General features: G+C 68.2%; 17 protein-coding genes and 6 pseudogenes. 9 read left to right on the top strand and 14 right to left on the bottom strand.

What is annotated here, in order from left to right:
* Positions 1–76 precede the first annotated feature (76 nt).
* Positions 77–792 (top strand): annotated as a pseudogene (locus OG842_RS00120) (IS6 family transposase).
* Positions 793–963: 171 nt separating this feature from the next.
* Here the strand turns inward: OG842_RS00120 and OG842_RS00115 are convergent.
* The 4 genes and pseudogenes from OG842_RS00115 to OG842_RS00095 form a co-directional block, all read right to left on the bottom strand.
* Positions 964–1,419 (bottom strand): hypothetical protein, encoded by a 456-nt coding sequence (locus tag OG842_RS00115; RefSeq protein ID WP_266726439.1) that lies wholly within the window; start codon positions 1,417–1,419, stop codon positions 964–966.
* Positions 1,420–1,563: 144 nt separating this feature from the next.
* Positions 1,564–1,921 (bottom strand): annotated as a pseudogene (locus OG842_RS00110) (glutaredoxin domain-containing protein).
* A gap of 462 nt (positions 1,922–2,383) precedes the next feature.
* Positions 2,384–2,728, bottom strand: coding sequence for a hypothetical protein (locus tag OG842_RS00100; protein ID WP_266726437.1), 345 nt, complete (start codon positions 2,726–2,728; stop codon positions 2,384–2,386).
* 413 nt (positions 2,729–3,141) lie between these two features.
* Positions 3,142–3,654: a cupin domain-containing protein gene (locus tag OG842_RS00095; RefSeq protein ID WP_266726435.1), complete on the bottom strand. Its 513-nt coding sequence runs from the start codon at positions 3,652–3,654 to the stop codon at positions 3,142–3,144.
* Between the two features lie 79 nt (positions 3,655–3,733).
* Between OG842_RS00095 and OG842_RS00090 the strand changes: the two are divergent.
* A pseudogene (locus tag OG842_RS00090) lies at positions 3,734–4,116 on the top strand (helix-turn-helix domain-containing protein); the annotation flags it as partial.
* 32 nt (positions 4,117–4,148) lie between these two features.
* Here the strand turns inward: OG842_RS00090 and OG842_RS00085 are convergent.
* Positions 4,149–5,384, bottom strand: a complete 1,236-nt coding sequence (locus OG842_RS00085; RefSeq protein ID WP_266726433.1) for an IS110 family transposase — start codon at positions 5,382–5,384, stop codon at positions 4,149–4,151.
* Positions 5,385–5,771: 387 nt separating this feature from the next.
* Here OG842_RS00085 and OG842_RS00080 point away from each other — a divergent pair.
* A pseudogene (locus OG842_RS00080) lies at positions 5,772–6,104 on the top strand (transposase); the annotation flags it as partial.
* On the opposite strand, the gene OG842_RS00075 reads toward OG842_RS00080, so the two are convergent.
* Entirely contained in the window at positions 5,991–6,803 is an 813-nt protein-coding gene (locus tag OG842_RS00075; RefSeq protein WP_443063944.1) for a hypothetical protein, read from the bottom strand. The pseudogene OG842_RS00080 and the gene OG842_RS00075 sit on opposite strands and share 114 nt — an antisense overlap.
* 2,091 nt (positions 6,804–8,894) lie before the next feature.
* Between OG842_RS00075 and OG842_RS00070 the strand changes: the two genes are divergently transcribed.
* The 4 genes and pseudogenes from OG842_RS00070 to OG842_RS00055 form a co-directional block, all read left to right on the top strand.
* Positions 8,895–9,617 carry a hypothetical protein gene (locus tag OG842_RS00070; RefSeq protein WP_266726431.1) on the top strand — a complete coding sequence of 241 codons (723 nt, stop codon included), beginning with the start codon at positions 8,895–8,897 and terminating at the stop codon, positions 9,615–9,617.
* Positions 9,604–10,260 (top strand): hypothetical protein, encoded by a 657-nt coding sequence (locus tag OG842_RS00065; RefSeq protein ID WP_266726430.1) that lies wholly within the window; start codon positions 9,604–9,606, stop codon positions 10,258–10,260. Before OG842_RS00070 ends, OG842_RS00065 begins: the two co-directional genes overlap by 14 nt.
* Before the next feature lie 78 nt (positions 10,261–10,338).
* Entirely contained in the window at positions 10,339–10,917 is a 579-nt protein-coding gene (locus OG842_RS00060; RefSeq protein WP_266726428.1) for a hypothetical protein, read from the top strand.
* Positions 10,918–11,095: 178 nt separating this feature from the next.
* A pseudogene (locus tag OG842_RS00055) lies at positions 11,096–11,514 on the top strand (IS5 family transposase); the annotation flags it as partial.
* Between the two features lie 44 nt (positions 11,515–11,558).
* Here the strand turns inward: OG842_RS00055 and OG842_RS00050 are convergent.
* The 3 genes and pseudogenes from OG842_RS00050 to OG842_RS00040 form a co-directional block, all read right to left on the bottom strand.
* Positions 11,559–12,680 carry a cytochrome P450 gene (locus OG842_RS00050; RefSeq protein WP_353962598.1) on the bottom strand — a complete coding sequence of 374 codons (1,122 nt, stop codon included), beginning with the start codon at positions 12,678–12,680 and terminating at the stop codon, positions 11,559–11,561.
* Positions 12,681–12,812: 132 nt separating this feature from the next.
* Positions 12,813–14,183: pseudogene (locus tag OG842_RS00045) on the bottom strand (NAD(P)/FAD-dependent oxidoreductase); the annotation flags it as partial.
* The gene (locus tag OG842_RS00040; protein ID WP_266726426.1) at positions 14,180–14,407 is read right to left on the bottom strand and encodes a ferredoxin; all 228 of its coding nucleotides are present in this window, start codon (positions 14,405–14,407) and stop codon (positions 14,180–14,182) included. The pseudogene OG842_RS00045 and the gene OG842_RS00040, both read right to left, overlap by 4 nt.
* 525 nt (positions 14,408–14,932) lie before the next feature.
* On the opposite strand from OG842_RS00040, the gene OG842_RS00035 reads away from it, so the two are divergent.
* A complete protein-coding gene (locus OG842_RS00035) occupies positions 14,933–15,490 on the top strand; it encodes a GNAT family N-acetyltransferase (RefSeq protein WP_266726424.1) in 558 nt (185 codons plus the stop codon).
* Between the two features lie 85 nt (positions 15,491–15,575).
* On the opposite strand, the gene OG842_RS00030 is transcribed toward OG842_RS00035, so the two are convergent.
* The 4 genes from OG842_RS00030 to OG842_RS00015 all read right to left on the bottom strand — a co-directional run bounded on the left by OG842_RS00030 (position 15,576) and on the right by OG842_RS00015 (position 18,286).
* Positions 15,576–16,850 carry a cytochrome P450 gene (locus OG842_RS00030; protein WP_266726422.1) on the bottom strand — a complete coding sequence of 425 codons (1,275 nt, stop codon included), beginning with the start codon at positions 16,848–16,850 and terminating at the stop codon, positions 15,576–15,578.
* 257 nt (positions 16,851–17,107) lie between these two features.
* The gene (locus tag OG842_RS00025; protein WP_266726420.1) at positions 17,108–17,380 is read right to left on the bottom strand and encodes a DUF6529 family protein; all 273 of its coding nucleotides are present in this window, start codon (positions 17,378–17,380) and stop codon (positions 17,108–17,110) included.
* A 4-nt stretch (positions 17,381–17,384) separates the two neighbouring features.
* The gene (locus tag OG842_RS00020; RefSeq protein ID WP_266726418.1) at positions 17,385–17,825 is read right to left on the bottom strand and encodes a hypothetical protein; all 441 of its coding nucleotides are present in this window, start codon (positions 17,823–17,825) and stop codon (positions 17,385–17,387) included.
* A gap of 44 nt (positions 17,826–17,869) precedes the next feature.
* The gene (locus tag OG842_RS00015) at positions 17,870–18,286 is read right to left on the bottom strand and encodes a cupredoxin domain-containing protein (RefSeq protein ID WP_266733351.1); all 417 of its coding nucleotides are present in this window, start codon (positions 18,284–18,286) and stop codon (positions 17,870–17,872) included.
* A 797-nt stretch (positions 18,287–19,083) separates the two neighbouring features.
* Between OG842_RS00015 and OG842_RS00010 the strand changes: the two genes are divergently transcribed.
* The gene (locus OG842_RS00010; RefSeq protein ID WP_443063943.1) at positions 19,084–19,512 is read left to right on the top strand and encodes a DUF7144 family membrane protein; all 429 of its coding nucleotides are present in this window, start codon (positions 19,084–19,086) and stop codon (positions 19,510–19,512) included.
* Between the two features lie 707 nt (positions 19,513–20,219).
* Here OG842_RS00010 and OG842_RS00005 read toward each other — a convergent pair.
* Positions 20,220–22,862, bottom strand: coding sequence for a DEAD/DEAH box helicase (locus OG842_RS00005; protein WP_266726416.1), 2,643 nt, complete (start codon positions 22,860–22,862; stop codon positions 20,220–20,222).
* Positions 22,863–23,348 lie beyond the last annotated feature (486 nt).

The raw sequence follows: 23,348 nt of genomic DNA, 5'->3' as shown, positions 1-23,348 counted from the left end.
TTCGCCCGGGGCGCTGTCACGTTGGCGGGTGGCGTGGGAGGATCCTCGGGTTGATCATGGTGGAGGGGGATCGTCCGTGGGGGGCGTGTCGCCGTCGTACAGGGGGCACCGGTACCCGGTCGAGGTCATCGTGCACGGTGTGTGGCTGTACTTCCGGTTCCCGCTCAGTTTCCGTGAAGTCGAGGAGCTGATGCTCGAGCGCGGTGTCATCGTGTCCCACGAGACCGTGCGCCGCTGGTGTCTGAAGTTCGGGCAGGCGTACGCCAGCGCGCTGCGCCGCCGACAGCCACGGCCGGGGGGCAAGGGGCATCTGGACGAGGTCTTCATCAAGATCAACGGTGAGCAGAAGTATCTGTGGCGGGTGGTCGACCAGGACGGCAATGTGGACATCCTGGTGCAGAACCGGCGGGACACGGCCGCGGCCAGGCGCTTCTTCCGCAGGCTGATGTCGCCGACGGGCGGGGTGCCGCGAGTGGTCGTCACCGACAAGCTGCGTTCCTACGGCGCCGCCCACCGCGAGGTCATGCCCTCGGTGGAGCACCGCTCCCACAAGGGATTGAACAACCGGGCCGAGAACAGCCACCAGCCGACGAGCAACGCGAACGGGCCATGAAGGGCTTCCGCAGCGTGGGCGGGGCCCAGCGGTTCCTGTCCGCGTTCAGCGGCATCTCACCCCACTTCCGGCCCCGACGCCACCTGATGACCGCATCCGAACACCGAGCCGAAATGACCATCCGCTTCACCACCTGGGAGCAAATCACCGGCGTCACCGGCCGACTTACCGCGGCCTGAGCCCAGGCCGGCACCCGGCCCCACCACACCTCGACGCACCATCAGACACCCACACACCCAACAACGTGACAACGCCGTGAGGACCCCATGTGGCCCTCACCCCGGCCCCGTCCGGGCGGCCTCGTACACCGTGGTCTGCGAGGCCGCCCGGGACGACTCCGTGCTGGAGCGTCACCCGGCCCCGTAGCGCCTGCCGATGGTCAGCACCTCCTGCACGGCTCCGGCGGGTTCGAGCAGCATCACGCCGGCCTCGCGGCCCTCGTGGTGGACGCGGAGGCGGGGGCCGTCCGCCACGACGCGCAGTTCCGGCCACGGGTGGTTCCACAGCAGGACGGCGCGTTCCCACATCTGCATCCCCCGTGTGGTGAGGCGGAGTTGGTACTGCGGGCTCTCGTAGGGCGGCGGCGGGCCGTGGTCCGCGTACGGCGGGCGAACCGTGTATGTGCCGATCACGATTTCCCCCGGCTCCAGGGTCTCGGCGCGCGTGGCGTCCTCCCGGCCCAGCCGTGCACCGGCTCGGCCCCCGAGTGCCGCCACCAGTACGGCGGCGGGTGCCAGGACCCACCACGGCGGTGCGACCTCGGCCAGGCGCGCGGCGGCGGTCACGGCTGCGAAGAGCGCTGTCACGGTGCCCGCGCACACTCCGGCCCGTCGGATGCGCCGGGACGGCTCCTCGGTGGTGTCCCGACCCGGTGTCGTCCGCGTGTTCCTCGGTATCCGCACGTTACCCAACCCCCAGCGCGTCGTAGGCCTCGTCACCCGGTCGATGTCTCAAGCGGAATGGGACAGCTGTCGGCGCACCCGCGCGGGATCGGGGTTGGTGTGCGGCGGCCCGCCACGACGACGGTCGGCACCGTCTCGTTGCCGTCGTTGACCGCCCGCACCGCCGCGGCCCCCTCCGGGGCGCCAGATATCGACCCAGAGTGCCTGGCGGGCGCTCAACCCCAGCCGGACGCGCAGGCGCATGCAGTGCGTGCAGCCGGGCCGCCAGTAGACGACCGGCCGCCCGTCGGCCGCGCTGCGCCTTCAGCGCGCCGATCGACCTCGGGAAGAACAGGGGCGGGTTCACACCCGCGAGGGGCGCCGCGAGGACACCATCACCGTCCAGACCCGCAACCAGGTCCGCCACCTCCTGGTCCTGGACTACGACAGCGTCACCGGCGGCGACCAGGACCCCTCCATCCCGGCCGTCGACATCGCCTTCGCAGCCGACCCGGGGATGACGGGGCCGTGCGGCATCCGCAGCTGCTCCGCGCCGTGTCTTTCACGTACCGGGGCGGCGGGATACCGCGGCGGCTAGGGCCTGTCTCCTTGACCATCTGCAAATTGGGGCGCTTGCGGTGATCTTTGGTGGTGCCATCAGGATTCCGCGCGAAGGCGGCCTCTAGAACAGCAGGGAGGTCTGCCTCGGGAACCGTGGTGCGCAACTCCGTCAGAACCTGAGGAAAGTGGTCAGCGTTGATGACGCCCATGTGCTCCTGACGGAGTTGGTAGACGATCTCGACGAGCTCCGGTCTCAGCCGCATCCAGGTCCGGGAGGTACGGATCTCTTCATCGACCTGGTGCATGAACCAGCGCATGAAGCGCGAGGCTAGGGCTTGTGGTCCGGTACTGACTCGGGCAGTCCTGCGTACCAGCCTTGGACGGCCAGCCAGAATCCGGCCAGCACTACGGCGACGAGCGTGACGCGGCCTGCATACCCGACAACGGGTGGTCCGATCATCCATCGTCGGGGCAGCAACCACGCTGACAGAGCGGCTACCACTCCGACGAGAACAGTCAGCGGAAGCTCCGCGTACAGCACGCTCCAGTCCGGCCCTGCTTCGAATCCGGCGCGCGCCCGGAGTTCGGCATCCGCGGCCCATCCCAGCAGCCCGACGAATCCACCGGCCAGCGCCACCCCGGTACCACTCAGTACTTCACCGCGTTCCCTCATAATCACTTAAGACGCTGGCTACCCCGCGGGAGTTCCTGCAGAGCCGCACGATTCTTCGTCGCGAGACAGGAAGGCACCAGGTCCGTCAACCCGAACAACTCCCCGGGCCAACCGTCCACCCAGGCGCCCGTTCAGGACACGCTGCGCCGCGGCCGCGGTCTTCTGCGCCGACGCTCCTTCGTGGAAGGTCTTCCTCGCGGTGGGTTTCCTGGTCGGGGCGGCCTTGTACGGCAGGGCGTGGGGGCGGCCGACGGGTCCGCACACCCGGAGTCCGCCTCTCCAGGTGGAGGCCCGCCTGGTAGGCGATGGCGAGCTTGTCTGTTCGCATGGCCAGGCCGCGCCTATGTAGAAGCGTTCTGTGGAGGCGAGGTCCCGCGAGGGGCGGGCCACGCGGATGTGGCTCGTGGAGTCGATCACACCGAGCGCTCCAGAGCGGCACGCCATACCGGGCTGTCGACGTAGTGGTTGTCGAAGCGTTCCGCGGAATCGGCGATCTCCTTCGGGTCGGCCTCACCGCGCATCACCCGGCCGAGCAGGCGCAGATAGTCGAACCGGCCCATGCCCGGGGTGAAAACGAACAGGACGTCGGCCTCGGCGCCGGGCGCCGCCGCGAAGGCATGAGGGGTGTGCGGCGGCACCGCCAGGAAATCGCCTGTGTTCAGGACGGTGACCTCGTCTCCCACCAGCACCTGCAGGGACCCGCTGATCACGAAGAACAGCTCCGTCGCCCTGGTGTGGAAGTGAGCCGGTGCCCCAACGGCCCCCTTGCTGAAGGTGGATCGGTAGCTCGTGAAGCCGCCGGCGCCAGCTGCGTCCGAGTCGGCCAGCAGGGTCATCACACTGCTCGGGTCGGCGCAGGTCTCAGCGTCCGCGTGGCGGGTCAGCACCGCCTGGAGCGTGGTGGCGGTGGTGGTTTCCTCAGTCATGATCGCGACTCTACGGTCCGAAGTGCTCCACTGAGCAGGCCATTCCAGCACCGGAAAGTTGGGCCAATTACCCGGTGGAATGGGGTATCTGACCGGACCGGGAGAAGCCCGGCCGCCCGGGGCGCGGTCAGCCCCGTTCACTGGGCTGAGCCCGCGAGCCTTCGGGAAGCTGCTCACTCAGCTGCGGCGGGAGGGAGCCGATGCGGTTCGGCCCGGCCGCCCTGGGCACTGCCGCTGGAGGACCGGATACTGCTTGTCGCGGCATACTGGCGCACCAACCTGACTTTGCGCCAACTTGCCCCGTTGTTCGGGGTATCCAAGTCGGCAGCAGATCGGATCGTCGACCACACCGGGCCGCTGATCGCGCTGCACCAGCGGAAGCGGTTTCGCCAGGGCACAGTGCTGATCGTGGACGGCACCCTGGTACCGACACGGGACCACAGCATGGCGGAGCAGTCCAAGACATCTCATGTCGCTGGTGGGTCAAGTTGGTGCTAGGCGGCAAGGTTCAGAGGCGACGCGAAGGCGCGATCGGGCTCGTAGTGCACCCGGTTCTGAAGGCAGTGATAGAGGCAGCCGAGCAACTTGTTGAAGAGGTTCCTCAGCGCGGCTGTGTGGCGTTCCCCGCCCGCTCGTCGTCGGTCGTAGTGGACACGTGGGGCCTCGGTGCGGAGGGCAGCGAAGGCCCACATGTATCCGGCGGCGGCCAGCCGCTGGTTCTTCACGGTTCGAGCTACGACGACGTGACTGCGACCTGAGGCCCGAGTGACGGGAGCCGCGCCAGCGTATGCCTTCACGGCTCTGGCGTCCGCGAAGCGTTCGCGGTCATCACCGATTTCGGCGAGGACGCGTGCTCCGGACAGTACGGACAGACCGGGGAAGCTGGTGATGATGTCAGCATCCGGGTGCGTGAGGAATGCTGCCTCCGTCGCTGTCGCGAGTTGGGCGACACTGTTGCAGGCGGCATCGAGCTGCTGGACGAGTGCTGCTGTTTGGTGTCCCAAAGCCAGCTCGACCTGGGGTAGCTGACGGAGACTCTCCGCGCGGAAGATGTCCCGGAGCCGCTCGACCTCGGTGTCGATTCCGCAGCGCGGGCGGGCGGCGCGCTTGAGCAGCGCTCGCAGCTGGCTGCGGGTGAGCTTGGCGGCTTCAGCCGGCGTGGGTACGGCAGCGAGGATCAGGCGAGCGCGAGGTGAGTCGAGGCCGGGCTTACCCGGGCCGTGGAAGGCTGCGAGGGCTGCCGGGTAATACTCACGCAGGTGGGAGCGGAGCCGGTTGATCATCTGCTGCCGGTCCCAGACCGCGTCCTGGTGAGCACGGGCGAGGGCCGCGACAGCCTGCCCGGCCTCGCTGTCCGCGGGCAGAGGACGGTGAGCATGCCGGTCGGTCCGGAGGATGTTGGCCAAGACCCGAGCGTCGGCTGCATCGGACTTGGCGCGGGAGACGCTGCCACGATCGCGGTAGCGGGCCGCGGCAAGTGGATTGATGGCATAGATCTGGCGGCCGGTGGCCCGCAGGCTGGCGACCAGCAAGCCGCGCGGGGTCTCGATGGCGACCGGAATCGGGAAGTCGGCGGTGTCACCGTGTCGTGCAAGTAGTTCCGTCAGCGCGTGGAATCCGGCGCTGTCATCGCTGATCCGAAGCTTGGCCACCTGGGCGCCATCTTGGTCGACGAGGGCTATGTCGTGGTGTCCTTCCGCCCAGTCGATTCCGCAAAAGACCTTGCTCAACTTCGTAACCTCCACATCGACTTGCCGGTCCAGTCCGTGCGGAGCACGCGGCGCTCTAATAGAAGTGCTCGGGGCACGCCATCTCATGCGCCGTTCGTGTCTCCAGCGACCGGCAGGGACCTCGGTCTGTTGGAGAGCTCTCGGGCTCGCGAAACGCTGAGAGGTCGGCCCCTGCCGGCGGGCTGGGGACATGAAACCTGTGAGGCCCACGCTCCTGCCAGGCGGGACCGGTCTTAGACAAGAGATCAAGGTCCCGGAACTACCGAAGGTCTCCGCCCGGCAGGGCGAGGGAGCGAGGCGGTGCCGGTCTGACCACGGGGATCGAGGCATCTGCTTCGCATGGCACCCCTTGCACTCACGCGCTTGGGGCCACCAATGGCCTATTAGAACTACCGCTACTCGACCAACCACCAGGTCGTCATCGATGCCGACTCACGCCTTGTCGTCTCCGTCGGCCGGCCTGTGCCCAGCAACCGCAATAACTGCAAGGCATGGGAACTGTCCGGAGCCAAGAGCTCGGTCGGCAAGACCACCGTAATCGCCGACGGTGGCTACTGCGGCACCGGTCTGATCATCCCGCACCGCCGAGAACCCGGCCAGACCGAGCTACCGGCCTGGAAAGAAGCCCACAACTCCTCCCACCGCAAAGTCCGCGCCCGAGTCGAGCACACCTTCGCCCGCATGAAGGAATCGGGACGCTCGGCCCGGGCGCCGGGGGACGTCCGGGCCGAGGGCTCGTGGTGCGGCTGCCGGGCTACTTGGCGCAGGTGCGGTCGCGGGCGGGCAGGCGGCGGTGTTGCGGGTCGTGACGTGCGGCAGGAGCGGGCCGTTGGTGGCCCGGCACTGCTCCGCGACGCTTCTGGCGCGGGCCGTCTGGCGGTCGAAGCCGGCCCGGTCGGGGCCTGCCGAGAGCAGGCCGGGGCCGGAGGGCAGGCCGCAGTCCAGGGGGGTGCTGCGGCCGGTGAAGCGCGGGTCCATGCCGATCAGGTCGTAGCGGGCACCGGTCTTCTTCATCACGGGGCGCACGGCGAGCCCCGTGATGAGGCCCGGGCCGCCCGGACCTCCGGGGTTGATCAGGAGGGAGCCGATCCGGTGACGGGTGTCGGTGGCCCACTTCAGGCGGGATATGGCGACGGTGATGGTCCGGCCGTGGGGCTTGCCGTAGTCGAGCGGCACGGTCACGTCCGCGCAGCGTGCGCCCGCGGTGTCGAGGGCACGGCCCGTCTCGTCGTCCGCACCCTGGGCGCAGCGGTGCCAATGGGGGCGCTGCTGGTAATAGCGGCCGAGCCCGGCCGCGGGGGCCGCGTCGGCGGCCGCGGCGGTGGCGGCGGGTGGGGTGGCCAGGCCGGTGGTGAGGCTGGCGGCGAGGACGAGTCCTACTGCCGGGGTGTGCCGTACGGCGGTGCCGGGGGTGATCATGGTGCTTCTCCTGACGGTGATGAACACGGCCGGTCCGGAGAGCGTCCGGGTCGGTCAGGTCGAGCCTTCCAGCGCGCCCCGCCCGCGCGCATCGCCGTGCGGCACGAACTGCCGGTACGTCAGGCGCACAAGGACGGGCCACCGACGTGCGCCCTGCGTACTACCTCCGCCCCCCGTTACCGTTTTCGTGGCTCCGCAATGGGGCTGCCGGCCTTCAGGTCCGGCATGACGTCCCCCTGCTGCGGTTGATGGTCCGGGAGGTGGTGTCACCGGGCCCGGAGGCATCGACGGACCGCTGATGAGGGGCTTGAGTACCGGCTTCACTCGAGCCGGAAGGGCTCTCCGCACCGTGGATGTGGCAGGACTCGCCTCGCACGACCCCAGTCAGCGGTTGTTGGGGCTCAGCAGCGTGGCGGCCGTGGCGATAAAGGCGACGGATGCTTCCTTGGCCGCATGCCGCCGGGCGTCCAGTTCGGTCCGGTCGATGGCCTTGCGCAGCGCGTACGTGGCATCTGCGGCCTGCTGGGCGGGGGCCGGCCAGCTCGGGGACCAGGACCTGAAGACGGATGTGGGGCGCAGTGATTGCCGCCCGGGTGTCGTGGGATCTCGTCTGGGCCTCCAGCTGGTGCTCGGTGCCTGCCTCGGTCAAAGTCAGACGCTCCCGATGGAACATTGCCGAGCGGTGCGCGTCCAGGGCGGCCGCGAAGTCGGTGACGGCGCCGAGCTGGTCCTGGCGGTGGCTGTCGGCACGCTCCTCGGCGCGTGCGGTGCGTGCCGAACGGTGTTGGAGGAGTCCGGCGGTCAGGGCACCAGCGAGGGTACCGAGTACGGCAACGATCGAAGGCCATATGGACATCAGGTGTTGGGTCCCCTCGGGTAGTCGGTTTCGGTGGTGAGGCCAGCGGAGAGCGAGATACGCGGCGGTGCCTTCGGTGGCTGGGTTACGCCTGTGGACTTACTCTGGCGGCTAGTCTCCGGCTGGGCCAGAGATGGACCCGGATCCCCATCGAATCCCGGCCCCCTCTCGGGTCCTGCGTCCTGGTCGCCTACCAGCGCATGCCGAGCTCATCGAGCTCTGTCCGGCGTTGCTCGGGGAGCTTCCCAGCGCGTTTGAGGGCGTTGTCGAGCCACGTCCCGAGCTTGGCCACCACGCCCCGTCAGCGCCGCCCTGACGGCCTGACAGGGCGTCTTGGGTCTCCAGGTGCTCGCCGTGCTTGCGGGAGACTCTCAGGTGTCCTTCGCAGGTGTGGAACTGCCTCGCCGCCGCCAGGTTGAGGGTCCACATGGTGTCCTGCGTCCGCTTCACCGGCCGCTCCTCTTCCCCGGCCGGTGTGACCTTGAGGGTGTTCTCCAACAGCCACGGCTGTACGGGCAGGAGCTGCTCCCACCCCAACCGCTGCGCCGTGACCCACCGGCCGAGGTCCTCGCCCTGCACGACGACGTCGCCCGCAGCCACCGGGAGCATGCCGCCGGCCTGAACGTGATTCTGGACCAGTCGGTAGCAGCGTTGCACTCGGCGCCCCACACCGGGCACCACCCCGGATCGACCGCATCCAGCTCTTCCTGCCGCACCTCGGTCATCGCCCCGGCCGCCAAAGAGACGGGACGGCCGACCGCACGCAGCTCCTCGTTCTTCCGCGCCCTACGCGCCGCTGCCCTTACGTCGCCCACACACCGATCGGATGCCCCTCCCACACCGCGGTCGTCGGAGGAAGGAAGTGCCCGTGCACCGCGGCGTACCCCCCTGGCGACGGCCAAGCCGTCCGCCCAGGCCGCATCCTGCTCCGACCGCACCATCGCGAGCACCTCCTCACCCGCCTCTCGCCGCTCCAGTTCGACCGCATCATCCTCGGCCGGTACGCGTTCTTCCGCCCGGCCGAGGCTGGGCGCCGGCCGCTGCGCGAACCATCGGTCGGTGACGATGAGAGCGGGCTATAGGTTCTGCACGGATGGCCGCACCGGGTGCGGTCCGAAAAACCGTTCGCGGTCCCGGGGGCATTGAGCCGAGACTGATGGGTCGATCACATCGGACAGGAAGAGTGGCCAGCGCTGACGTACAACCGTGACACCCTGCCCTTCCCCGAGAACCGTGTGCCCCCCATCACCTACGAGGGCATTCGGAACTGGGATGAGTTCGACCCTGCCTGCCACTCGTTCGTCTGGGACGAGGACGAGGAAGCCCTCCTCCGCTCGCTGGTCCGCGAGTGGGTGCCACCCGTGCTCTCCGGTATGGCCGGTTGGTGGCAGGGCGAACGCTGGTGTGAAAGTCAGGTAGACGCGATCATCCGGGAGCGATACGGCACCTGGGCCTGGGGATGGAGCTGGTGCTACCGCTACGGCGGGCCCATCGGTAACTGGGTCAGCGGGCCAAGCTCGGTGACGACCCCCGACGAGACCGCAGAACGTGTCGTATCCGCGCTGTTGGAGTGGCGGGAGTGGTTGGAGCGAACGGCCCAGCGCTTCGCCGAATTGGCGCCGCCGCCGGACGCCGCACCCGAGGACCGTAGTTGGCACCTGGAACGGGCCTGCGTTCGGCTCGTGACCCACACGCTGGACTCGGGCGCGGAGGGCGGCTGGCACGGCCAGGCCTCGATTGTCCTGGGCTGGTTCCTCACCAGCACCGGCATGAACCGAGCCGACGCCGCGCGAGCGGTGAAGAGCGCGATCGGCGGCCGGTTCAAGAGCTGGGTCACCCCGGAACGGACGCTGATCGAATCCGTCGGCGAGGACCTGGCCGCTGGCCTCACCGGCCACGCCCCGTACCAGGACCACCGTGAGAGGGCGGCTCTGGAGGATTTCCATGACCGCTACTGACAGCCTTTCGGTCTGGCTGGGCGTGCGCCGTGAGGCCGACTGGCAACACGCACCGGCCCTACAGCGGGTCCCGCCCGACCGCGATGGGTTCCGGTCCTGGTGCGAGGGGCCGGTGCGCTGGCGCGACCCGATTCGCGCCGAGCGTCTGCTCGCCGCACACACCCTGGCCCGAGAAGATGCCGCACGCCACACCCCACTGGACTTCGCTCTGCTTGCCGGTTGGCAGCGGGAAGTCCTCGCTGCAACAGGGGCACCGTTCCGCGTGAGCGACGCCTATGCGAAGGCCGGCCGCGAGCGCTACGGCCTGACCCCGCATACCCAGGCCAATTTCGATTCCTGCCTGCGCGAGACGACCGACCCGGACATCCCGCTGGCGGCACGCGCGGCCCGCGCATACCTCGACGTGGCGTTTTCCACCCCTTCACCGATGGCAACGCCCGCGCCGCGCTGTTGGCCTTGGTCTATGTTCTGGCCCGGGAGGACATCGTCCTTCCTGAGGTCGGCCCACTCCAGACCACCCGCTACGCGGATGACCCGGCCGGTGCCGCCGACCTTGCCACTCTCATCGGGGTGCTCAACCGCCTCCGACACTGAGGCGTTCGGGCGAGAGCACCGACAACTTCCGCCAGACTTCGTTTCCTGAAGGCCACCAGGCAGGCCGCCCGACGACCCCTCAGAGCCTTCAAAAACTCCTTCAAAAACCAGGTTCGGTTCAACCACCTTGAGCACGTGTACTCACGCCCCCGCCGCGCCCGCGAAGGGACACTGGGACCATGACCGTCGTACCAGCACGGCCGCAGTCGCGGTGCTCTGCGTCCTCGCTCTGACGAGCTGCGGGAAGGACGTGGACGATCTCTTCTCCAATCTCAACGGCACCACGTCGTCCGACATCTCCGAACACGAAACCCTGAGCAGCGGCACGGCCAGCCCGGACGCGCCGCCCTTCTACGGCGACAACAGCCGGGCCCGACGCCCGGACCGTCCGGCCCCAGCGGACGAGAAACAAGCCCGGGAGAAGGTCAGGCACATCACGCAGGCCCTTGAGGACCTGCGGCGTCAGCATCGGACCCGGCCCGCCCAGGTGCGGGTGGCCCTTGCACCACTGGCCGCTCCTGCCCATCTAGAGGTGACGGAGCGGCCCACCTCAGAAGACGAAAGCCCCGCTCAGGGCAGCATGTACGGAATCGGGATCGGCAGAACCGCCTGCGTCACCGGTGCCGTCACCGCAGAGCGCGTCTGGTCGGACGTCAACGGCCACTTCCCGGAGACAGGCTGTCTCCCCCCGGCGCGGGCCCATTGAGGCCCTCAAGCCCACGGTCGTGTCCCGCCATGTGGTGTAGCGGCGATTGGGCACAAAGACGCAGGTCGCACGAAGAACCCGGGGCGGCTCAGCATCCGTTCCGGTCCACCCCGCCCGGCACACCCAGCGCCAGAGACCACGGGCGGCCCTTGCGGACCGGATCTGCACCTTCGCTGCGCTGGACATGAATGACGCGGCAGTCGACGGCTCTCATGTCCGGGCACTCAAAAGGGGGCTCACACCAGACCTTCGCCGGTCGACCGCGCGCGTCCGGGCAGCAAGCACCACCTGATCACCGATCGGCACGGCACTCCCTTGGCCGTCTCGCTGACCAGCGGAAACCGGCACGACGTCATTCAGCTGATGCCACTGCTGGACTCGATACCCCGCATCCGCGGGGTCCGCGGGCGGCCGAGGCACCGGCCGGGCCGGCTGTTCGCCGACCGCGGCTACGACTACGACAAGTACCGCCGCCTCCTCCGGGCCCGCGGCATCACACCGAAGATCGCCCGCAAGGGCACAACCCACGGATCCGGCCTGGGCAAGACCAGATGGGTCGTCGAGCGGACCTTCGCCTGGCTCCACCAGTTCAAACGCGAGCCGTCCGCGGCGCGACCTTGCAACTGCCTTCGGCTGCCGCGTCAACCGTCACCCTGCTCGATGTCCAGATGGATCGGACCCCGAAGAACGGGGCTGGGCCGGTACGGCGGCGGGTCGGCGACCAGCCTGGGGCGGTCGAGCCGGCGTACCAGCTCGGTCAGCGCGATCTGGGTTTCCCGCCGGGCCAGCGGGCCGGCGAAACACAGGTGGATGCCGCTGCCGAACCCCAGGTGCTGGTTGTCATGCCGATCCGGGTCGAAGCGGTCCGGATCGTGGAAGCGCTTCGGATCGCGGCTGCCTGAGGCCAGCATGAGCATGATCTGCGAGCCCCGGGGGATGACGGTGTCGGCGACGGTGACGTCGCTGTACGCCACCCGCCAGGGAATGATGTGCACGGGGGGCTCGTAGCGGAGCAGTTCCTCGACCAGCGGCACGACGAGGTCCGGTCCGTCGCGCAGTCGTTGCAGCACCTGCGGGTGGCGCAGCAGTGTCAGCATGCCGTTGGTGATGAGGTTGACGATGGTCTCATGGCCGGCGATGAGGAGCAGTCTGGCGGTGGCGACGATTTCGGCGTCGCCCATCCGACCGTCGGGCCCGTCGTCGTTGGCGAGTCGTGACAGCAGGTCGTCTCCCGGGCGGCCGTGGCGCTGTTCCACCAGCTCGCCGAGGCACTGGCGCAAGTCCTTGCGGGCCTGTACGCCCTTGTCCAGTTTCTCCTTCGGGTCGGTCTTGGGGTCGTAGTCGATCGAGTTCATGATGTCGTTCACCCAGAGGTGAAACCTCGGCTCGTCCTCGCGTGGCACTCCGAGCAAGTGACAGATCACGGTTACGGGGAACGGCAAGGCGAAATCGTCGACGACGTCGATCTGCTCCTTGCCCACCAAATCGTCGATCAGGCTGCCGACGGTGGTGGTCAGGAAGCCTTCAAGCCCGGTCACCAGCCCAGGGGTGTGCGGGGGACCGAAGTGACGCATCGCCATACGCCGCAGGCGATCGTGCTCGGGCGAGTCCATGTGGATGAACGACGACGTGGCCCCTCCCTCGGCTGGGGGCATCGGACGCGACAGATTGCGCACGTCGGAACTCAGATGCGGGTCATTGAGTACGTCCGTGATCTCGCGATAGGTGCTGATGGCGTAGCTGCCGTCCTCTTGCCGAGCCACCGGCGTCTTGCGCAACTCGGCATACAGCGGGTAAGGGTCGGCTCGGGTGGAGTAGTCGAAGATCCGTTGCAGCGTGCCGGGCGTCCCGGTCGTGGTCGTCTGGCCTTCTTCCTGCCGATGTTGGTGCACGGCTGTGACGCGGCGCTCACCCCGGTCATGCCCTGTGACGACCACCGCGGCGCTTTGCGCGAGCAGGGCGGGGCCGGGGAAGTCGACGGGCACCGGTTTCATGTCTGCCGGTTGGTCCGGCGTGGGGCAGGGGGGCGGAAAGGGTGCGGCCATCTCGATCAACCGTCGGTAGTGGCCCAGCCACTTACCGTTGTTGAAGCTCGCGGCAGCCGTGACGCGGCCTCGATAGCCATATGCGGTGACGAAACGGTGGTCGTCCAGCGATCCCTGGGTGACGACCACCTCGTCGGCGAAGGCCGGTACGCCGACGGACTTGATGTTGACGCCGAACTGGAACGACCAGAACAGCGGGATGGACAGGTTGGACCAGCGGTCCGCCTGGGCACTGACCATGTTGTGTGCCGCGACCTCTGCCTGCTTCACGGCGTTGGCCCAGTGCTCCAGTGAGATGAGCCGGTATTCGTAGATGGGGTTCGGGCAACGTGCCACGTCTCCCGCGGCGAAGACGTCGTCTGTGACGCGGCCATTGATGTCGAGGGCGCGGCAGCCCGTGTCACAGGTAAGTCCCCACTCGCCCGCCGCCAGTCCCGACTTCCGCAGCCACTCGGTGTTGCGGATGCTCCCGAGTGCCACCACCGCCACATCGGCGTCGACCGTACTGCCGTCGTCGAAGTGAGCACGGCGAAACCGTCCTTGCGCGTCACCCTCCAGCCGGGCGACCTTGACACCGCACCGCAGGTCGACACCGTGAGCGCGCTGCATGTCGGCCGCAACCTCGCCGATCATGGTGCCGAGCGCCCCGGCCAGCGGGGCCGGCGCGAGTTCGGCGACGGTCACCGGAATGTCCCGCTCGCGGCAGACGGAGGCGATCTCGGAGCCGGTGAATCCCGCACCTATGACCAGCACACGGGAGGGACCGGCGGCGAGGGCTCGCTGCAGGCTCTCGGCCTGCTCGTGTGTACGTACGACGAACACCCCGTCCAGGGCCGCCTCGGACTCGACGAACCACGGCCGGGCCCGTACCCCGGTAGAGATCAGCACCCGGTCGAAGGGAACCTCGCGTCCGTCAGCGAGACGCACGTGGTTCGTCGCGAGGTCCAGCCCGCTGGCGGGCACGCCCAGCAGCCATTCCGCATCGATGCCACGAAAGCGGGGCAAAGTGGTGCCCCCGGCCGGCACCCACCCGGTCAGTACTTGCTTGGACAGGGGAGGCCGGTCGTAGGGCTCGCCCAATTCGTCACCGATCATGGTCAACGATCCGGTGAAACCTTCGTCTCGCAGAGCCTCCGCGGCCCGCAGCCCCGCCAGCGAAGCCCCGACGACCACGATGCGGCCATCGCGCTTGAACGCACGCAGGTTGTCGGCACTGGTCATGACGGCGACGCCTCCGCCGGCGCGTGCCGCGCCTCCAGCAGGTCGACCAGGATCGCCTGGACCGGGCAGGCCGCCGCAGTGCATAGCACCTGGTCGCGCTGGGCGTCATCGGGGTTGGGGTCGTACATGAGCGCTTCCTCACCGTGCATCCGGAACGCCTCCGGAGCCAGGAACGCGCACTGCGCATACCCCTCGCATCGGGAAAGATCAACGACAACTTTCACCCCGACCTCCACAGGGAGTGGGAGCTGCAGACCCTCAAGCCGGCACCACTCCGGCGCGCAACGAGGGATGATCCGGCCGCTACCCACCCCTGCGAAGTGTGAGGGGTGCACCGCACTCGTCGGGTCTCCATGGAAAGAATTGATCATCGCGGCTAAGACGATCGGCGCCTGACTGGGGACGTATCCATGGTTGCGGCTGCATTTTGGTTACGTAAGTGGTGCTCTTTTGGATTGCCATTTCAGCGTAACAGCGGCACCGATACCGGCGAGTCCGATGGCCCAAGGTCAAGCGCTGGCCAGGGCGGACGCCGACAGAAGAGGGGGGAGTCAGTCTCGCTGACTCCCGCCCTCTCTCATTGTCTCTGGGTGTTCGCGACACACCTCCGACACAGTCGGATTTGCGCCCGCTGCGCGACCCGCTGCTCCGGACGAAGACGACGATCAGTGGTGAGACAGAGCACGGCGGGCAACGCCTGCCTCGGCGTGGCTCTCGGCCTCGCGTGCGCTGAGCGTGATCATTAGGGCATGACATCGTCCTGGTCCGGTAAGCGGGTACGCCTCCGCGCTGTCGAGCCCGACGACTGGATGGCGTTCGCGCGTTTCGCCGACGGTGACGGGCGGCGAGGGGGTCGGCTGGATCTGCCTCGGTCCGCCGAGAGCTACCGTGTCTGGGCGAAGGAGCAGGCCGTTGCCGAGTGCGATGACGACCGTTTCCGGTTGGCAGTCGAAACGACGGTCGCGGGAGAGGTGATCGGCGCAGTCGGCTCACATCGCACCGGCCGTCGTTCCGGCTGGTTCGAGCTCGATATCACGATCGGCGCCGACCACCGGCGCAAGGGCTACGCGGCAGAAGCCGCAGTGGTGCTGCTGCGCTTCATGTTCGCCGAGCGGCGCTATCACAAATGCCTGGCGGCGATCTTGGCCCATAACGAGGCATCGCTGGCACTTTTTCGTCGGCTCGCCTACACCGAGGAGGGGCGCTTGCGTGAACACGTTTTCTTCGCCGGCCGGCATCACGACCTCGTCATGATGGGTATGCTCGTCGGCGAGTTCGACCGGCGACACGCCATGAGCGGACCATGAGCCGGTCATCCGAGCGTGTGTGGAAGGGCGCTCGGACGTTGCTGTTCGCGGGTTGAGACGGCCTGGCAGCGGAAGCACACCGCCGTCAGCCGCGCACGGTGGCGCGCAGGTGCAGGCCGGGGGTTGCGAGACCTTCGAAGGTGGTGACCTGGTAGCTGGGTTCCGGTCCGGGCGGCTCGCTCAAGTGGTATCGGCGGGCGGTCTGCGCGGTCAGGAGCGTGAGCATGGCCATGGCCAGAGCGGCTCCCTCGCAGCCGTGCGGCCCGGTACCGAAGGCGAGGAAGACCCCCGGTTTCGCCAGTGAGCCCGAATCGTCGAGCCAGCGTTCGGGCCGGAACCGGTCCGGCTCGGGGTGTTGCCGTGCGTCGCGGTGGGCGGTGTAGGGGCAGACGAGAACGGTGGCCCCGGCGTCGATGGTGTAGTCGGCGAGCCGAGTCTGTTGCGTGGCGCGCCGGGTCAGCAGCCAGCTGGGGGGCTGCAGTCGGAGCACCTCGCGTACCAGCGCCTGGGTGTATTGCAGGCTGTCGAGGTGGGTGCTGGTCGTCGCGGCCGGGTCCGCGGGCAGCGAGGAGGCTTCGGCCGCGACGCGGTCCGCTGCCCGGGGGTACCGGGCCAGGTGGAGCAGGATCAATCCGGCTGCCCTGGAGGGTGTCTCGAAGGTGGCGACGGTGATTCCGGGGAGGGTGTCGAGGATGGCCCCTTCCGACAGGATGCCGTAGCGGGGGGAGGGGCGGAGCATGTGTCCCAGCACGTCGTCACCGAGCCGGCCCGATGAACGGCGGCGGCGCACGATCGGCCGCAAAGCGTCGGTGAAGGCGACTTGCTGCCGTGTGCGGAACCGCCGTGCCGATGTGGGGACCCAGCGCGGCCATACCCAGCGCGAGGGGCGTACGAGCAGCTCCCGGGCCACGAAGAGCTGCCAGGCGAAGGGCAGCAGAGTGGGAGCGTCCTCGGAGAAGAGGTAGCGCACGCCGATGTCTGCCAGGACGTGCCGGACTACGGGCAGAATCTCTACGTCCCGGCCCGTGGGCCACTGGTCGGCGAATCGAGCGGTGCCGGGCGCGATCTCACCGATCCGGGCCGCCACCGCCCGCGTGCGCAGTCCGCGCATGCGGGCGGCGCGTGCGTGCGCATGCTCCTCGGGCGTCAGCGCGCTGTTGGCCCGCTTCAGCGGCGGGAAGAGGGGCGAGGGTGGCTTGGGGAAGTCCTGCACGCGGTGCAGGACTTCTTCGCACGGGCCGGCCGTAGCGACTACGCAGGTGCCCGGCTCCAGCTGCCAGACGTCGCCACATTCGTCAGCGCCACGGCGCGCCAGCGCCAGCCGGTCGCGGCTCCAGGCCGCGAAGCCTCCTCCGGGCAAGCGTGGCGGCTCATCCATTCGGCCCATGAGATCGCCCCTGACGCTCGTACCTGTCCAGGCCCGTATCGCCGGCAGCATGGCCAGGAGCCGGCGGGCGCCCGGGAGCACCCGCCGGCAGTGCGGTCACAGTTTGTCGGCGGACGTACCCCAGTCGTGGACCCCGTACGCACCGTAGTTGCGCGTGAAGAACAGCTTGCGAAGCAGCTTGGCGATCATGATGCACTCCTCTCACCTGTCTTCAGCAATGTGCCTATACGTCACATTTTCACACATTCTCTGCCGCCGGGCAGTCGGCCGTACATCCACAGCGCGAGGAGCATCTGGATCAGCGCCAGGCCTAGCAGCGCGCTGCCCAGCTGGGCCTTGAGCAGGATGACGGCGTCGCCTTGCACCCCGAATAGGCTGCGCCGGTGCTCCGGGGTGTGCACCAGGCCGTACCAGATGAGGCCGCCGGTCACCGCCAGGGGCAGCAGCAGCCACAGCACCCCCAGGAGCTGCCGGGATTCGGTGCGCGGGGCGAGGCGTGGCATGCGATCAGCCGCCCACGCCGCCAGCCTTGTCGCCCCGAGGAGCGCTGGCCTGAGAGGATGCAGAGCGTGGCGGGCCGGTGATCAGGAAGCCAGCGAGCGAGGTCACGGCGCCGACGGCCTCGGCGATCGCGCTGGCGGTCTTCTTCGGCCACCAGGCTGGCTCGTACATGTTCGGCAGCGGACCGAGCGTGCCCACGTTCACGTACCGGTAGAGCAGCACGGCGCCCAGGGCGGAGACGGACACCAGGAAGGCGAACACCCACACGGGTCGCCGGCGACCGAGAAGTAGGACCAGCAGCGCGGCCAGGGACGCCGCGGCGGCTTCGAGGCGGAACAGCGTTCCTTGGCTGATCTGCTGTCCGATCGGGTCAAAGGCAGAGGCGAGGTCGGCGTGGACGTAGGCGTTCACGGCCAGTGCGGCCGCGGTCACCACTTGGAGCAGCACACGCGTGACCGTGTGGCGGCGGTCAATGGGTTCGGGAGCCATCGCTACTGCCCGGTCGCCCTCGCCGCGGCGCTGCCGGGCGCCGGGGACGCCGGGCCGCTCCCGCCGACCTGGAGGTGGGTGTCCATGCCGAGTTTCTTGTGCTTGTCGATGGGACACCACAGCTCATAGCTGCCGGGCTGGAGGTTGACAGTGAGTCGTGCCGTGCCGCCAGGAGGGATGGTCGAGGTATGAGATTCGGACACACCCGACCCCGAGACGGCCAGCGCGTGTGCCAGGGCGCCGGCGTTGTCCACGACGAACGTGACGGTCCCCGCGGCCACCTGGGCCTGCGAGAGGGCCATTGAGTACTCCTTCTCCGTGACGGTGATCGTCGCAGCCGCCCGCGCGCTCGGACCAGGACTCCCAGCCGGGGCCGAACCGCTGGAGCACGCAGTGGCAGCGGTCCGCCCGACGAGCATCAGGAACTTCACACCGTCGCGAGCGAGGCGCGGATATCCGAAGCAGCGCACGGCCACGTTTTGGGGCCTCCCTTTCGCGACGAGCGTGGCCTACGTTTCCCGGTCGCGCCAACGCCGACACTCTCCACGCGTGGACCATCACCCGGTCGGACGAGGATGCGCCCGCGGCACGCCCCAGATCCTTCGACAGCAGCGCGGTGCCCACCTGGTTGTCGTGCGCGCCGGCGGTCATCACTACGACCGCGATGATCAGCCCTGTCCCGGGTGAGCGTGAGTGGGGCGCGGTGAGCTGTCTCTCACGGTGAGGCCGACGTGCTGGGCCAGGGTGAGGTCGAAGAGCTGGAGTGTGCTGACGGTGGCGCCTTCAGTGCCACCACACCCGAACTGACGCCGGGAACCTCCGCGCTTTCGAAGCCGCGTGCCGGGGTCTGCGCACCCGGCACGTCCGTCCGCCAGGGCTGGCCGTGCGCCCGCCCGCGGTACACCGTTCCCGGGCTCCCGCAGCTACCGCCCGGCCGTCTCGACCCCGCGCCGCAAGTAGGCGCGCTCGGGGTCGATGACCCGCAGTCGGACTAGCCGGGTGTGAGTCGCCTTGGTCCGATCGTCTGTTGAGAGGCCTGCCCTCACTGCCCGAGCGCGTCGAGGGGACGTCGTTCCCGCATGCGGCCGTGTCGGCATCTGTCGGTCTCTTCGCGGTGGCGGTACCGGAGAATCGCGGGGATCCTGGCAGGGGAACGTGGCTGTCTTCGCACGGGCCGTGTGCGTCGGTGGCCGCACCGAACAGGAAGGCTACGGCCATGACAGCGATGCCGAATAAGACACCGCCAGGGCCCAAGGGGTCCGGCGCGAGGATCGACGGTGCGTCCCAGGTAGCCGGGGCCCTGCTGATGCTCAGCGGGCCGCTCAGCATTCTCGTGGGTGCGTCCGGTATCGCAGAGGACAACCTGTTCGCCGTCTCGACCCGTTACGTCTACCGGTTCGATCTCACGGCCTGGGGCGTGATTCACCTCGTGGTCGGTGTGGCGCTCGTCGTTGCCGGGCTGGCGATCCTGACGAACAAGAGCTGGGGTCGCGGGGCCGGTGTGGCGGTGACGGGGATCAGCATGATCACGCAGTTCATGTTCGTTCCGTACTATCCGGCCTGGGCCATCCCTGTCATGGCACTCGACCTCGTGATCCTTTTCGCGCTGACGAGGTTCCATGTGGGAGCCGACGGAGGCCGGTGAACCCAGACAGTCACGATCTCGATCTGGACCGCTCAGTCTCCCGGGATGCGATGACCGTGCGTCCGGGGAGACGACCATGACCCGCCTGTCTTCGTTCACTTCAAGGGGGTTCTGGCACACATGCCGTGAGAACGATCAGCGGAATTCCATGGCGACGTCGCGTCATCTGGGACCGTGGTGCGGTGTGATGACCTCATAGCGGTGCTGTTTCCGCACTTCAGCGCAGTTCTCGGGAGCGGGTGTTCACAGAGTGCGGTGTGGTGCACATTGTTGCGAGAACCCTCGATGGCACTGAGCCGTGCCCCGACTGTGAGTGTCCGTCGAATCGTGTGCATAGCTGCTACCAGCATCCGGTTGTCCCACCGCCGCGTTCAGCACCGCCTTTGTCGTTCGCCGGCACACTTCGGTCCTCATGCCCGGGGCCGGGGACCACGCTACCGCCAGCGAGACCGCAGGGCTTTCGCGTTCATCCCGTAGGGGCCGCGACGCGGCCGATCAGCGACGATGTCATCTCCCCAGTAAGAGGAGCGACACGAAAGGCCCCAGGCACCACACCGCCGGCACGGACAACCCCGTCACCATCAGGCACCTGCACCCCTCCAGCTGTTACCCGGGCGCCCAGACCGGCCCGTGCGGTATCAGGGTGTCCGGCAGAACAGCGAGGAACAGTCCCGTCCGGTCAAAGGACGGTTCCTGCACGCCCTCGCCTACCAGCGCATACCAAGCTGATCGAGGTCTGCGTGGCGTTGCTCGGTGAGCTTGTGGGCGCGTTTGCGGACGTTGTCGAGCCAGGTGCCCAGCCGTACGGTCACAGGCTCTCCAGCGCCTGCTTGACGGCTTGCTGGGCCCGTCGTCCCCTCTGCTGCTCCTTCCAGGTGTTCGACGTGTTTGCGGGGTACGCGTAGGTGTCCTTCCCGGGCGTGGTACTGCCGTGCCGCTGCGAGGTTGAGGGCCCACATGGTGTCCTGCGTCCGTTTCACCGGCCGTTCTGTCTCTTCGGCGGGTTCGATTCCGAGGACGTTTTCCAGGAGCCATTGCTGTGCGGGCAGGAGCTGTTCCCACCCGTGCCGCTGCGCGGTGACCCACCTTCCGAGGTCTTCTCCTTGCACGATCACTTTGTCGGCCGTCACCGGCAGGGCCCCGCCGTCCTGGAGGAGGTTCTGGATGAGCCGGAAGCACCGCTGCCACCCGGTGTCCCATACCGGGCACCATCCCGGGTCGATCTCGTCCAGCGCTGCGCGCCGTGCCTCGGTCGACGCACCCGCACTGCTCTCGACAGCCAGGCCGGCCTCACGGCGTTCCGCGTTCGTGTCCGCGGTCCGGGCGGCGAATCGCTGGTTCTTGGTCCAGGTCCCGACCGGGTATCCGTCCCAGACCGCGGTGACGGGCGGCAACAGGTGACCGTGCACGGCCGCCCAGGCGCGGGCGGCTGTGAGGCCTTCCTCGAACGCAACGTCCTGATGGGACCACACCATCCCCAGCCCATCGAGCTGTTCCACCCGCCCCGCATCCAGACGCCCCACTTTGTGGGATTTCCGCTGGTCGGCGAGCCAGGTCCCCAGCGGGAACCCGGCCGGCACCCAGTCATCAGGGGTGACGTAGTCGTACGGCACCCGCAACTGCCCTGCCCCGGTCTCCTTCACATACCGAACGCATGCCTGGATACCACGCCGCCAGAACGTGTTCTCCGGCTCGATCACCCGCAGCTTCACGAACCGCGCCAGCAACGCAGGATCCCGGGGCGTGCTGAACTTCAGCAGCTCCTGCGCAGGCGTGCTCGGTCCCCGCTCACCCTCCGACACTTCCCGCTCAGCTACCGCCTCGCCTACCTCGGCACCCTCCGGGAGCCAACTCCCACTCCGGACACGAGGATCCGCCAGGTGCTCGATCGTTTCGGTGTCGTGCGCCCGCAGCGCTGAGAGAACCTTCGCCAGGGCTCCATAGGCATCCGAGGTCAGCATTTCGTCCGGTGTTTCACCCGGAGCGAGGAATACCGGAACAATCAGAGAAGCAATTTTCCCTTGACCAGGCTTGATTCTCAGGGCACGTCCGACCATTTGCACGATATCGATCATCGACCCCCGCGCATCACAGAAAGCGACGGAATCACAATTCGCCGTATCGACACCCTCGCCCAGCACCTTCACCGAGCTCAGCACCCGCAACGCCGCCGGCACCGGCCTTTTCCCCGACCGCTGCCCACTCCTGCCGTGCCCGCCGCCCCTGCCATCCCTGCTGCGCCCCTCGACGCCACCCTCGACCAGTTGCGCCTGACCCTGCGCCTGACCCTGGTTCTCGATGGTGTCGGAGGCGAACTCCTCCAGCACAGCCCGCCGGTGGGCGGGCGAGTGTTCGCCATACAGCCAGTCGGCCCATACCCGCTCCGGCTCCGGATAGCGTCGCGGATCGTCTTCCCACAGCTTCCGGGCCGCATCCACCACACCGGTGGCCATGGCTTCGGCTTCACTGACCCGGCTGTGGAACGTCAACACCTTCCGCAGGTTCTCCTCGGCGGCCGCGGTCACGAGCCCGGTCTGCAGCGCCGCGAGCCGTGCCCCGCGTGCGGCGTCCGACCCGTACCCGGCTTCCTCGCGCAGCTGATGGAACTCAGGGTCGGAGATGTCGACGCACACCACCTGGTACGGGGCCACCAGGCCCCGGCTCACAGCTTGTGAGAGCGTCAGTTTGTACGCCACCGGCCCGAACACCCGCGACCCCGGATCCATGCTCGCGATCAACCGCGGCTCACCCGACTCACCACCCTGAGCATGCTCGGGCGCTTCCCAGATCCGGGCCGTGGCGGTCATGTACAAACGGCGGGTCGCCGGGATCCGCACCTGGTCGTGCACCGCGGCCCACGGCTTACCCGCGTACCCACTGGTGCGGTGCGCCTCGTCGACGACCATCAGGTCCCACGCACCAAGGCCGACTGTATGGGCGTTCTGGAGGATGCCGAGTCCGACGGCGGCGTACGTGGCGAACACCGTGACCCGCTCCAGCCCCCTTACCCAGGAGACGAGTTCGCCAGGGTCGGTCGTGCACGGCACACCGTCGGAGTCGTCGGCCCGGAGAGAGCAGACCCCGACCATTGCCCCTGTACGGCCTCCTTCCCGCCATGCGGCCGCGGTCTGGGTCAGCAGATCCAGTGTCGGCACCAGGACCAGGACATGCCGCGCGCCGAGTTTCTCGGCGGCCGCGACGGCGATCAGGGTCTTCCCGGAGCCGGTCGCGGCGATCACCTGGGTCCGCAGCCCCTCGGCCGGCAGGTGCCCGCTCGCAGGCGTCTGCAAGCCCCTCAGAACCGCGTCGACCGCCTCCACCTGATGCGGAAACAACTCCTTCAGCGTCACCAGAACTTCCTCTCCTCAACCGCTTCAGACATATTTCCAAGCCAGAAAAGACCCGGATCCCTGTGCAGCAACATGCATTTTTCAGCGACAACCAAGCACAGACAATCGACCCCAGGGACAGCGGCAGGGTGTCGGCTCCCACTCCTTAATCTAGCTGGGCATTAAGAGTGACGCACACCGACAGTAGAAGTGTTTCCGAACCGCTAGTCTGTCATCTGCGCAGGACCGCCCCTGCCAGCCCCTGAACCCTCCTGACAGGGACTCAAGGGACCAGAGAACGGGCAGGAAGCCCCGGTCCTCACGACCCGTCACCGAACATCCCAGCAAGACCACCCCCAACTCATGGCCCGCCACCCGGATCGCGGAGCGATCCGAGCCGCAATCAACGAAGTTGACTGACCGGGCCACGGAGTGGACCGGCAACCCGGACGAAGTCCGGGAACAACGCACGGGTGCGTTGTCGTCTTCCGCCGCGTAGCGGCGGCG

Origin of the sequence: Streptomyces sp. NBC_00376 (assembly GCF_036077095.1) — a bacterium.
GTDB lineage: Bacteria > Actinomycetota > Actinomycetes > Streptomycetales > Streptomycetaceae > Streptomyces.
The sequence above is the reverse complement of the archived record's forward strand: the minus strand, read 5'-3'. Positions and strand labels throughout refer to the sequence as shown.

What these genes read in the sequence shown, in the direction of transcription:
- OG842_RS00100 (WP_266726437.1), bottom strand. Translation starts at nt 2,728, where the DNA reads ATGAGGGAACGCGGTGAAGTACTGAGTGGTACCGGGGTGGCGCTGGCC.
- OG842_RS00095 (WP_266726435.1), bottom strand. Translation starts at nt 3,654, where the DNA reads ATGACTGAGGAAACCACCACCGCCACCACGCTCCAGGCGGTGCTGACC.
- OG842_RS00075 (WP_443063944.1), bottom strand. Translation starts at nt 6,803, where the DNA reads ATGATCACCCCCGGCACCGCCGTACGGCACACCCCGGCAGTAGGACTC.
- OG842_RS00065 (WP_266726430.1), top strand. Translation starts at nt 9,604, where the DNA reads ATGACCGCTACTGACAGCCTTTCGGTCTGGCTGGGCGTGCGCCGTGAG.
- OG842_RS00035 (WP_266726424.1), top strand. Translation starts at nt 14,933, where the DNA reads ATGACATCGTCCTGGTCCGGTAAGCGGGTACGCCTCCGCGCTGTCGAG.
- OG842_RS00025 (WP_266726420.1), bottom strand. Translation starts at nt 17,380, where the DNA reads ATGCCACGCCTCGCCCCGCGCACCGAATCCCGGCAGCTCCTGGGGGTG.
- OG842_RS00015 (WP_266733351.1), bottom strand. Translation starts at nt 18,286, where the DNA reads ATGCTCGTCGGGCGGACCGCTGCCACTGCGTGCTCCAGCGGTTCGGCC.
- OG842_RS00010 (WP_443063943.1), top strand. Translation starts at nt 19,084, where the DNA reads ATGACAGCGATGCCGAATAAGACACCGCCAGGGCCCAAGGGGTCCGGC.